The organism is Mycobacterium sp. 1165196.3 (assembly GCF_001673415.1).
Taxonomy (GTDB): domain Bacteria; phylum Actinomycetota; class Actinomycetes; order Mycobacteriales; family Mycobacteriaceae; genus Mycobacterium; species Mycobacterium europaeum_A.
In genome coordinates this window covers 23,612-34,743 of the sequence record NZ_LZLU01000203.1, presented here as the reverse complement: position 1 = coordinate 34,743, position 11,132 = coordinate 23,612, and the positions used below count along the sequence as shown (strand labels likewise).

The window sequence follows — 11,132 nt, the reverse complement described above, 5'->3', positions numbered from 1 at the left end:
GACGCTCGGCGGTCGCTTGTTCCAGCTCGCCGAGCTCGTCGGCGGTCAGGAAGGTGAACCAGCGCAGGTAGCGGACGACGTCGGCGTCGGCGGTATTGAAGAAGTACTGGTACCAGGCGTACGGCGTGGTCAGCGCCGGGTCCAGCCACAGGCTGCCACCGCCGGTGGATTTGCCGAACTTGGTGCCGTCCGCGGCCGTCACCAGCGGCACCGTCAGCGCGTGCACCGAGGCGGACAGCTGCTGGCGCACCAGCCGCACGCCGGCGATGATGTTGCCCCACTGATCGGAGCCGCCGATCTGCAGCGTGCAGCCGTACCGCCGGTGCAGTTCGACGTAGTCGTTGGCCTGCAGGAGCATGTAGCTGAACTCGGTGTAGGAGATGCCGTCGCCGTCGAGGCGCCGCCGCACGGTGTCGCGGTCCAGCATGACGTTGACCGAGAAGTGCTTGCCGAGGTCGCGAAGGAACTCGATCGCCGACAGCGGGCGGGTCCAGTCCAGGTTGTTGACGACGATCGCGCCGGTGGGCGAATCGTCGAAGTCGACGAAGCGCCGCAGCTGTCCGCCGATCCGCTCGGTCCATTCGGCGACGGTGTCGGCCTCGTTGAGGGTGCGCTCGCCGACGTCCCGCGGGTCGCCGATCATGCCGGTGGCCCCGCCGGCGAGCACGATCGGGCGATGGCCGGCGCGCTGGAAGCGGCGCAGCGCCAGCAGGGGCACCAGGTGCCCGGCGTGCAAGCTCGGCGCGGTGGGGTCGAAGCCGGCGTACACCGTCAGCGGCCCGCGCTGCGCTTCGGCGGCCAGCGCATCGAGGTCGGTGGACTGCGCGATCAGGCCGCGCCAGCCCAGCTCGTCGATGATGTTCTCGCCCATGTCCAAGATCCTTTCACCCCAGATCGGTTCGGCTAGTCGCTGGCGCCCGGCGCCGCCGCGCGGGGACTGCGGCGGTAGGCCGAGACCTCCGGGCGCCCGGGCAACCACAACCGCCACGGCCGGTCGGCGGCCTGGCTGACGCCGACCCGGGGGCCGGCCGTCGCGGTCAGCGGTTCGTGCAGTTCCAGGCGCACCGGGCTGTCGGGCGCGAACAGGTCGATGCCGTTGTCCTCCATGGTGATTCCCATGGCAGCGCACAGGTTGCCCGGGCCGCGCGCCAGGGCCACGGTGTGCACCAGCTCGCCGCGGCGGGCGCGGGCGACCTCGGTGCCGTCCTCGATGGCGGCGGCGCGCAACAGGACCGCGGCGGCGGTGCCGTCGGGCCCGCAGGACACGTTGGCGCAGACGTGGATCCCGTGGCTGCGGTAGGTGTAAAGCCGCCCCGGGGGCCCGAACATCACGAAGTTGCGGGCGCGCAATCCCTTGTACGAGTGGGCGGCGGCGTCGGGCCACGGACCGTCGGGAACTCCCCCATACGCCTCGACCTCGACGACTATCCCGCTCACGCCCCGCGCGGTCAGGGTGGCGCCCAGGAGCCGGCGCGCAGCCTCGACCGGGTCGACTAACAGCTGGGCCGCAGCCGTGCCTCCGCGAAATCGTCCTCGAGCCTCGACCACATCAGATCCTGAATCCTCTTTTCTTAACCCAACGAACCTACCGGCAGCCCGGACGTGGCAGTATCCCGGTGTCCCGTGACCCCAGGGCCGCGAGAAGGAGCCCACCTGATGCATGCGATCGATCCCGCCGCCACCGCGTGGCTGCTGGCCAGCACCGCACTGGTTCTGTTGATGACCCCCGGCCTGGCCATCTTCTACGGCGGCATGGTCCGCACCACCGGCGTGCTCAACATGATCATGATGAGCTTCATCTCCATACCGCTGGTGACGGTGGCGTGGCTGCTGGTGGGCTACACCATCGCCTTCTCCGAGGACGGGGTCGGCGGACTCGCCGGCAACCTCAGGCATTTCGGCATGCTCGGCATCACCCCCGACACCGTGCACGGCACGGTCCCCGAACTGCTCTTTGCCACGTTCCAGTTGACCTTCGCGATCATCACGGCCGCCCTGGTCAGCGGGGCGATCGCCGACCGCGCCAAGTTCGCCGCCTGGATGGTGTTCGTCCCGGTGTGGACGATCGCGGTGTATTCGATTGTCGCGCACTGGGTTTGGGGGTCCGGCGGCTGGCTGGCCAAGCTCGGCGTGCTCGACTATGCGGGCGGGCTCGTCGTCGAGATCGTCTCCGGGTCTTCGGCGCTGGCGCTGGCGCTGGTGCTCGGGCCGCGCATCGGGTTCAAGAAGGACGCCATGCGGCCGCACAACCTGCCGCTGCTGTTCGTCGGCGTCGGGCTGCTGTGGTTCGGCTGGTTCGGGTTCAACGCCGGTTCCGCCTTGGCCGCCAACGGAACCGCCGCGGCCATCTTCCTCAACACCCTGGTGGCCGGATGCCTGGGCATGCTCGGCTGGCTCTCGGTCGAACAGATCCGCGACGGCCGGCCCACCACATTCGGTGCGGCGTCGGGAGTGGTCGCCGGCCTGGTCGCCATCACCCCGTCCTGCGGCACCGTCAACACGCTCGGCGCGACCGTCGTCGGACTCGCGGCCGGCGTCGTGTGCGCGTTCGCCGTGGGCGCGAAACTGCGCTTCAACTATGACGATTCGCTCGACGTGGTGGGCGTGCACTTCGTCGGCGGCGTGGTCGGTGTGTCGTTGATCGGCCTGTTCGCCACCGCGGTCATGACGGCGGGCCCGCGGGGCCTGTTCTACGGGGGCGGCTTCGGCCAGTTGGGCAAGCAGGCGCTGGCGATCGCGGTCGTCGCCCTCTACGCGTTCACGATGACGTTCGTGTTGGGCAAGGCGATCGACCGGCTGATCGGATTCCGGGTCAGCGCCGAGGACGAGACCACCGGCGTCGACCTCACCCAGCACGCCGAAACCGCCTACGCCGAAGGCGTGCACGGGCACCTGCCGCAGCGCCGCCCCGCGACCGGCGAGCGCTTCAACTAGGCCCGTCGGCGCGGCGCTAGCGGCCGTGCCAGCCGTTTAAAACTCACTACGGCGACGGAACCGCGACCCCTCGCGCCGTCGTCGGCAGCCCTTGACAACCCGGCGCGACGCGACGATTATTCATCGCATGATGAGTTCATCCCGTGATGAATTAATTGCTGGCCCCGCGGAGCCGGCGGTGCGCATCGATCACCTGCGCGTCATCCGCGGCAAACGCCCGGCCCTGCACGACTTCTCCGTGCAGATCGCCAAGGGCAGCATCACCGGCCTGCTCGGACCGTCGGGCTGCGGCAAGACCACACTGATCCGCTGCATCGTCGGCACCCAGATCCTCACCAAGGGCACCGTCACCGTGCTCGGCAAAACCGCCGGCAGCGCCGAACTGCGCCACCGCGTCGGTTACCTGCCGCAAGACCCGACGATCTACAACGACCTGCGGGTGGTGGACAACGTCCGCTATTTCGCCGCGCTGTACGGGTTCGACGGCCAGGCCGCCGACGCCGCCATCGACCGGGTGGGGTTGACCGATCACCGAACCGCCTTGTGCGCCAACCTCTCCGGGGGTCAGCGCACCCGGGTGTCGCTGGCCTGCGCGCTGGTGTGCCAGCCCGACCTGCTGGTGCTCGACGAGCCGACGGTGGGCCTGGACCCGGTGCTGCGCGCGGATCTCTGGGAGCAGTTCGCCGAACTGGCCCGCGGCGGCACCACGCTACTGGTCTCCAGCCACGTGATGGACGAGGCCGATCACTGCGGCGACCTGCTGCTGATGCGTGACGGCCGGTTGGTCGCCCACACCACCCCAACCCAACTGCGAGAGGACACCGGATGCACGTCACTGGAGGACGCGTTTCTGTCCATCATCAAGCGCAGCACCATGCGCGAAGCGGGCTGACCCTGCGCGGCTACACCGCGACGACGGCGCGCATCCTGCGCCAGCTCGTCGGCGACCGCCGCAGCGTCGCGATGATCCTGTTGGTGCCGGTCCTGGTGATCACGCTGATGTACTTCATGTTTGAGAACGCCCCGCACCGCCTGGGCGGCCCGACCCCGTTCGACAACGCCTGCCTTATCCTGCTGGGCCTGTTCCCGTTGTTCGTGATGTTCATCATCACCGCGATCACCATGCAACGTGAACGGGCCTCCGGGACGCTGGAGCGCATTCTGACGACGCCGCTGCGGCGCCTCGATCTGCTGATCGCCTACGGCACCGCCTTCTCCGTCGCCGCTGCGGCGCAAGCGATTCTGGCGTGCATCGTCTCGTTCTGGCTGCTGGGTTTCGACACGGCGGGCAGCCCGGTCTGGGTGTTCGTCATCGCGATCGTCAACGCCGTGCTGGGCGTCGGCCTTGGCCTGCTCTGTAGTGCGTTCGCCCGCACCGAGTTTCAGGCCGTGCAGTTCATTCCCCTGGTAATGGTGCCGCAGCTGTTGCTGGCCGGCATCATCGTGCCGCGGGCCCTGATGCCACACTGGCTGCAATGGATCAGCAACGTGCTGCCGGCCAGCTACGCGCTGGAGGCCTTACAGCAGGTGGGTGCCCACCCGGACCTGACGTTCATCGCGGTGCGCGACATCGTCGTGGTGCTGGGCTTCGCCCTGGCGGCGCTGTGCCTGGCCGCGGCCACGCTGCGGCGGCGGACGCCCTAGTGGCGATCGCAAGCGCGGCGCAGCCGGGCGCGGCGGGTCGCCACGGAGCGGTAGTGGCGGGCCGCGCCTGGTGACGGCCACCAGCGCCGGGCGCCGGCGGCGGGGGCGGCCGGCCGGTGTCTCCGACAGCCGCGACCGCATCCTGGCCAGCGCGCGAGAGCTGTTCGCCAGCAAAGGAATCCGTAACACCTCCATACGGGCGGTGGCCGCGGCGGCGGGCGTGGACTCGGCGCTGGTGCACCACTACTTCGGCACCAAGGAGCAGCTGTTCGCCGCGGCCGTGCACATCCCGATCGACCCGATGGAGGTCATCGGCCCGCTACGCGAGGTGCCCGTCGAGGAGCTCGGCTACCGGCTGCCCTCAATGTTGTTGCCGCTGTGGGACTCCGAGATCGGTGCGGCGTTCATCGCCACGCTGCGATCGATCCTGGCCGGTTCGGAAACCAACCTGTTCCGCACCTTCATCGAGGACGTGATCGCCGTCGAAGTCGGCAGCCGCGTGGACAATCCGGCGGGCAGCGGAACCCTGCGCATCCAATTCGTGGCCTCGCAGCTGGTGGGCGTGGTGATGGCGCGCTACATCCTGGCACTGGAGCCGTTCGCGTCGCTGCCGCCCGAGCAGGTCGCCCGGACCATCGCGCCGAACCTGCAGCGCTATCTCACCGGGGATCTGCCGGATGGTCTTGTGCCATGATCCGCGCGTGCTCGTCGTCGCCGACGTCGCGGGCCTCGTCGATCAGCAGCACCGGGATGCCGTCCTCGATGCGGTAGGCGCGCCGCAGCCTCGGGTTGTAGAGCAGTTCCTCGCCGACCAGCACCAGCGGGCCCCGGTCGTCCGGGCACACCAGGATGTCGAGCAATGCCCGGTCAATCATCGTCACCTCGATACACGGCGCTCAATTCCGCCCGCACAGCGGGCGTCAACCTACGGTACTGCTCGCTGGCGGTGTCGAAATACCAAGCCTGGCGCCCGGACTTGGGAATCCCGGCCGCCCGCAGCGCGCTGACGGTGGGACGGTAGGTCGCGCTCAGGTTCATTTCCGGTACGACACACACGATGTCGGGTCCCAGTCCGATCGGCAGGTCCGCGAAGGCTTCGGTCAGATCCGCCGCGGTGATGCTGGCCCCGGGCAACAACGTCACGGCCGACACCGCGACATCGAGGTTGCCGAACGGCACGTTGTAGGTGACCGCGAGGTCGACACCGTTGATGCACCCCAGCGCGTCGGTGACCGGCTCGGCATAGACCAGGCCGCGCGCGGTGTGCACCACCGAGCCGCGCCGGCCCGCCAGCCAGTAGTCGCCGTCGTCGTCGCGATAGAACAGGTACTCGGTCGATATCCAGGTGTCGCCGGCGGCGAAGACGCCGCGTTTGACCGAGGCGCTCGGATCGATCGGGCCGTTGGAGGCCGCGAGCAGGACCCCGACCTCCTTGGGTGCGGCGATCTGCACGAAGCCGCGTTCGTTCTCCAGGATCAGGTCGTGCTCGGCGTCGTAGGCGCCCAGCTCGATGCGCCCGGCGCCCGGCAGCGGTCGGCCCTTGCTGCCGACCTTGGCGCCGGACACGTTGGCCAGCACCGCCTGTCCGTCGGTGGTGGCGAAGAACTCGACGACGTGGGCCGGCGCGAACGCCTCGACGACGCGCCCCCACAGCCCGGTCGGCATGCCGGAACCGATGAACAGCCGCACCGGGTGATTGCCCTGCAGCACGAACGCCGGGTCGTCGACGATCTCGCGGAGCATGGCCCAGGTGTAGGACACCACCGTGACGCCGTACTGGCGCACCTCCTGGACGAATCGGTTCCGGTCCAGGCCGCGCGACAGCGCGATGCGGGTGCCGCCGACCACGGCGCCGCCGAGGCTGACCAGCAACGCCGACTCGTGGTGCAGCGGCGTCAGGCAGTAGACGGTGTCGCGGCGGTCCAGGGCGGCCGTCGAGGCGGTGCCGAAGGCCGACACCGCCCAGCGGTAGTTGGTGATCTGCCTGGCCACCAGCTCGCCGCCGGCCGCGGTGAACGCGATGAACGCCAGGTCCCGGGCCAGTCCCGGGTTGGGGCGATACCAGCCGGGCAGGTCGACGGCGTCCGGGTCGATCTGCTCCATGTCGATGACGTCGGAGTCCTCGGGCAGGTGCAGGTCCCGCGACTCGCCGCCGCCGAGCACCAGCACCTGGCGCAGGCCTTGGCGGTCGGAGCCCAGCACCGCGTCGAGGTTGGTGGGGTCGGTCAGCAGCTCGGTCACTCCCCCGAGCCGCACCGAGGCGGCCAGGTCGGTGTCGGGCCGCATCACCACCGCGATGGCGCCGAGCCGGGACAGCGCGGCGATGGCCACCAGCGCGCTGGGCCGGGTCTCCATCAGCACGCCGACACGATCGCCCTGCCGCACCCCGACGTCGATCAGGCCGCGGACGACGTTGTTGACGCGCCGGTTCACCGCCTCGTAGGTGTGCACGCGGCCGTCGAACAGCAGGAATTCGCCCTGCGGGGCGTCGTGGGCCTGCTCTTCGATGATGCGGCCCAGCGAGATTCGGGTGTGGTCGTTGATCTGGCCCAGGCGGACCAGGCGGGGCAGGGTCCGGGCCGTCTCGACGGCCAGGGTGCGCACGGACTTGTTGGCGGCGACGACGGTGTTGGCCGCGCCACGCGCGATGCCCAGCGCCGCCTCGGAGGCCTCCCCGAGGCCGTGCGCGATCCGGGAGCTGAGCGCCACCCCGCTGTCGGTGTGCTCCGCGGGCTGGTCGGCCATCAGGTCGATGCTGGTGGGTTTGTCGCCGCCGGTGGACAGCCACTTCACCCATTCGGCAACCGTCGGCCAACTGTGCTGTGCCGCTTTGGATCCCACGACCAGGCCGAAATGCCCTGTGCGGATGGTGTATTCGTAGACTTCGGCGTTGGGGGCAGCCCGCCGGATGCCGCGCACCGAGGCGGGCTGTCCGATGTCGTCGACCTCGCCGACGAACGCCAGCACGGGGCAGGTGATGTCGGTGAGCGTCACCATCTGGCCGTTGACTGCGAAGCCGCCGGTCATCATCCGGTTGTGCGCGATGAACTGCTTGAGCAGCTCGGAGATCGCCGGACCCGACCACGCGATCCAGCCTTCGCGCTCGAGGAATCGGCGCTGCTGCTCGCGCGGCAGCAGCGCCTCGCGGTCGTGCAGCTGGCGCAGGAAGTCCACCCGCGCCTTGGCGGTCTTGAGCGGGTCGAGCATCTGGAAGCCGGTGCGCGCCATCCAGCTGGGGATCGCCAGCCGGCTGAAGACGTGGTCGGCCATGAAATTGGCGGCGGGCGCCGCGAAATTCGCCGGGATGCCCATGGGCAGCGCGGCCAGCGTGTCCACCGGCGAACCGAAGGTGACGATGCTGGCGAGGGCCTTGGAACGCCGGTAGGCGGCGACCTGGTAACACCACATCCCGCCCTGGGAGTAGCCGACCAGATGCACGTCGCTGCCGGTCACATCCTTGACGGTGTCGATGGCCTGGCCGAGCGCGACGATGTGGTCGGCCAGGGTGCGCCGCATGCCGCCTTCGACCTTGTCCGGCTCGCCGAAGTCGATGACCCAGGGGTCGATGCCCTGGGCGTGCAGGATGCCCACCGCGCCTTCCTCGCGCGTGACGTCCCACATGTCCGCCGACATCATCATCGGGTGCACCATCAGCACCGGCGGCCCGGCGGGTGACGGGCCGCGCCGGCTGTCCGGCGGAAAATACCGCCGCAGCTTGTACATCGGCACGCTCTCGACGATCTGCGACGGCGACGGCACGCTACCGGTTTCCAGGCCCCCCAGTCGCAAGACCTCCAGCCCGTTCTGCGCGGTAGCGATCAACCGCTCGACCGGTCGTGTGACCATCGAAAAATTGAGATCCACTGCTGCTCCCTGAGTCTTGACAGCTTGGACATCATGGCACATCAGGGCAGCTAGAAGGGCGGTGGTTCCCGTTAGAACGGTGGTGGATCCTCGTCGAACCCGTGCGTGGTGGGCCAGGCGTGGTTCGCCGGTGGGGCCGCTCGGGCCAGGCGTGCGTCGCGGTTGTGGCGGCGTTCGGTGGCCACGCGCGCGGCGCGGTCCTGGGCGCGGGTGCGGCGGCGTTTGGGCATCATCGCCGTCCGGTCGGCGCAGTAGTCGCGGGGCGGGTCGGCTTCGGTAGCCGGTATCGCGCCGGTGGGCACGCACAGGCTGGGGAACAGCAGCGCGCTGCCCGGGGTGGTGACGTAAGTGTGTCCGGCCGGTGAGGTCAGGATCAGGGTGCCGTCGGGCAGCTGCTGTTCGCGCCAGCCCCAAAACGTCTTGACCAAATGATGGGTGCGGCACAGCGCCTTGAGGTTCGACGCATGCGTCGGCCCGCCGTCGGCGTACGGGATCGTATGGTCGAGGTCGCAGTCCGTGGCCGGGCGGTCGCAGCCGGGCCAGCGGCAGGTCAGGTCCCGGCACCGCACGAAATCGGCCAGCGCTTTCGAAGGGATGTAGCCGTGCTCGGGGGCGGCCTCGCCGGGGTGGATCAGCGGGGAGAGTTTGGCCGTGGCGGCCAACTCGGCGACCAGTTCGGGGGCGATTAGCCCGTCGGCGCCCAGCTCTGATGCCGGCGCCTTAGCCGCCCCGTCCAGCACCGAGCGCTCGGCGATCACGTGGATTACCACCGGACTCGGCGCGGGTCGTTTGCCGGCTGCGCAGTCGGCGCGCCCGCAGCGGCAGCCAAGCCGGTCCGCCCCGCATGCCAGCGCGCCCAAGGCATCAGCGCGGCGCTGCTCGCGGGTGCGCGGGTCGTGCTCACACACCGTGCCCGCCAACGCGTCCAGCCGTTTGTCGAGCGCATGCGCGTCCGGGGTGAGCAGGCTGGCGTGAATCTCCGCGATGCCCCCGACACCATCGGTGATACAGACCTCCCGGTCTGCCACGAACTCCTTGCGTCGCCGCACCGCATCCGCATCGGCCATGGCCACGATCTTGTCTATCTGCGCGCCGAGCCGTCCGCGGGTCATCGACGGCCACCGCGCCAAGTTGGCGGCCAGCGCCGCGTCCACCGCCGCCAGCACCTCGACGTCCTCAATCAAATCGGTGCGAAACACGATCGTCTGGAACATCAAATATCCGATGTCGCCGGCCCTAAAGACCGCGCCCACCTTCGGCAACCGTTCCCGCATCGCCCGCGCGTAGCGCAACCGGCTCGCGGCCAACCCCTGACTGATCCGCAAGGCCGCGGCCACCTCGGCGGCCGCCGCCGCCTCGGTGTCGACCGCCCAGTCCTCGGTCTCGGAACACCGCGACAACCGGTAGGCGAACAACTTGCCGATCGCGACCAACTGGGCGGCCGCGGCCCGGTTCTCCGCCCGCGCCGACCCGCAGATGTCGTCGATCAACGCCCTCGACTCCCCCGTGGTCGACGGATAATGCCGCTCGAACTGCTCATCGAACCGCGCGATGACTTCTTCGAACACACGTGCGATCATGCCACCGGCCACCGACAACTTCAGTCATCGCCGGCGAACCACTGTTGAGCTGCGCAGACGGCGCCTATCCTGCCCCCATGGCGTCGAGCGTGTCGGGCAAGGTCGCATTCATCACCGGCGGAGCGTCGGGCATCGGCGCAGCGCTGGCCACCAAGTTGGTCGACGGCGGCGCGCAGGTCTGGCTCGCCGATCGCCAGCTCGAGGCGGCCCAGCGGCTGGCACAGCGCCTCGGCGCCGGCAAGGCCCACGCGATCGAGCTCGACGTCCGCAGCTACCCCGCGTTCGAGGACGCGGTCGCCCAGGCCGTGCAGCGCTCCGGGCGGATCGACTACCTGTTCAACAACGCCGGCATCGGCGTCGGCGGTGAGGTCGACTCCTACAGCCTCGAGGACTGGAACGACGTCCTGGCCGTCAACCTGCACGGTGTCGTGCACGGCATCCAGGCCGTGTATCCGATCATGATCCGGCAGCGCTCGGGCCACATCGTGAACACGGCGTCGATGGCCGGTCTGCTGGCCGGCCCCGGCACCGTCAGCTACACCGCCTCCAAGCACGCCGTCGTCGCACTGTCGAAGGCGCTGCGGCTGGAGGCCGAACGCCACAACGTCAAGGTGTCCGTGCTGTGTCCGGGCGCCATCCGCACCCCGATCCTCACCGGCGGCGTCTACGGCCGGATGAACAATACGGGCGCCAGCGACGAGGACATCCTCAAAGCCTGGGAGCCGACGCGGCCGATGGCGCCGGAGAAATTCGCCGATCGTGTCCTGCGTGCCGTGCTGCGCGGCGACGCCATCGTCATCGTGCCGGCGTGGTGGAAGGCGCTGTGGTACCTGGAGCGCCTGTCGCCGACCATTTCGATGCAGGTGGGATGACTCGTGCTCAAACGCCTGCGCGAATTGGGTTCCCGCGCTTCGTGATCCGTCGGCCGCCGGCGAAAGCGGAGTCCGCCGATTCGTCGTCGCGACCTGCGCTCCTTAAGGCACGCTGAGAACCAGCTGCGAACCCGTTTGCGCAGCATGACGCCGGGTACACAGCCGATGCGCTTCGGTCGCGACGCGTCGTCGGGACCTCCTCGGTTGAAAGACACAGCTGGGCGCTTCCCAGTTTTCT

At 69.4% G+C, this 11,132-nt stretch carries 10 protein-coding genes; 5 read left to right on the top strand and 5 right to left on the bottom strand.

What is annotated here, in order from left to right; genetic code table 11:
- Together tyrS and A5659_RS21300 are read right to left on the bottom strand one after the other, a co-directional pair.
- A partial coding sequence (gene tyrS / locus A5659_RS21305; RefSeq protein ID WP_067184084.1) for a tyrosine--tRNA ligase occupies positions 1–871 on the bottom strand: 871 nt, incomplete at its 3' end.
- Between the two features lie 32 nt (positions 872–903).
- Positions 904–1,548, bottom strand: coding sequence for a DNA-3-methyladenine glycosylase (locus A5659_RS21300; RefSeq protein WP_067184081.1), 645 nt, complete (start codon positions 1,546–1,548; stop codon positions 904–906).
- 108 nt (positions 1,549–1,656) lie between these two features.
- On the opposite strand from A5659_RS21300, the gene A5659_RS21295 reads away from it, so the two are divergent.
- From A5659_RS21295 to A5659_RS21280, 4 genes are all read left to right on the top strand, one after another.
- Entirely contained in the window at positions 1,657–2,934 is a 1,278-nt protein-coding gene (locus A5659_RS21295; RefSeq protein WP_066870534.1) for an ammonium transporter, read from the top strand.
- Positions 2,935–3,061: 127 nt separating this feature from the next.
- The gene (locus tag A5659_RS21290) at positions 3,062–3,826 is read left to right on the top strand and encodes an ABC transporter ATP-binding protein (protein ID WP_066870531.1); all 765 of its coding nucleotides are present in this window, start codon (positions 3,062–3,064) and stop codon (positions 3,824–3,826) included.
- Positions 3,827–3,828: 2 nt separating this feature from the next.
- Positions 3,829–4,578, top strand: a complete 750-nt coding sequence (locus tag A5659_RS21285; RefSeq protein WP_231997960.1) for an ABC transporter permease — start codon at positions 3,829–3,831, stop codon at positions 4,576–4,578.
- 70 nt (positions 4,579–4,648) lie between these two features.
- The gene (locus A5659_RS21280) at positions 4,649–5,272 is read left to right on the top strand and encodes a TetR family transcriptional regulator (RefSeq protein ID WP_066870525.1); all 624 of its coding nucleotides are present in this window, start codon (positions 4,649–4,651) and stop codon (positions 5,270–5,272) included.
- Here A5659_RS21280 and A5659_RS21275 read toward each other — a convergent pair.
- The 3 genes from A5659_RS21275 to A5659_RS21265 are packed head-to-tail and all read right to left on the bottom strand — an operon-like array spanning position 5,238 to position 10,022.
- A complete protein-coding gene (locus A5659_RS21275; RefSeq protein WP_066870523.1) occupies positions 5,238–5,453 on the bottom strand; it encodes a Trm112 family protein in 216 nt (71 codons plus the stop codon). The two genes, A5659_RS21280 and A5659_RS21275, sit on opposite strands and share 35 nt — an antisense overlap.
- Positions 5,446–8,484 carry an acyl-CoA synthetase gene (locus A5659_RS21270; protein ID WP_156749302.1) on the bottom strand — a complete coding sequence of 1,013 codons (3,039 nt, stop codon included), beginning with the start codon at positions 8,482–8,484 and terminating at the stop codon, positions 5,446–5,448. The genes A5659_RS21275 and A5659_RS21270 overlap by 8 nt, the downstream gene beginning before the upstream one ends.
- 29 nt (positions 8,485–8,513) lie before the next feature.
- Positions 8,514–10,022: an HNH endonuclease signature motif containing protein gene (locus tag A5659_RS21265; protein ID WP_156749301.1), complete on the bottom strand. Its 1,509-nt coding sequence runs from the start codon at positions 10,020–10,022 to the stop codon at positions 8,514–8,516.
- A 77-nt stretch (positions 10,023–10,099) separates the two neighbouring features.
- Here A5659_RS21265 and A5659_RS21260 point away from each other — a divergent pair, with 77 nt between their 5' ends.
- The gene (locus A5659_RS21260; RefSeq protein WP_067184071.1) at positions 10,100–10,894 is read left to right on the top strand and encodes an SDR family oxidoreductase; all 795 of its coding nucleotides are present in this window, start codon (positions 10,100–10,102) and stop codon (positions 10,892–10,894) included.
- Positions 10,895–11,132: the final 238 nt, after the last annotated feature.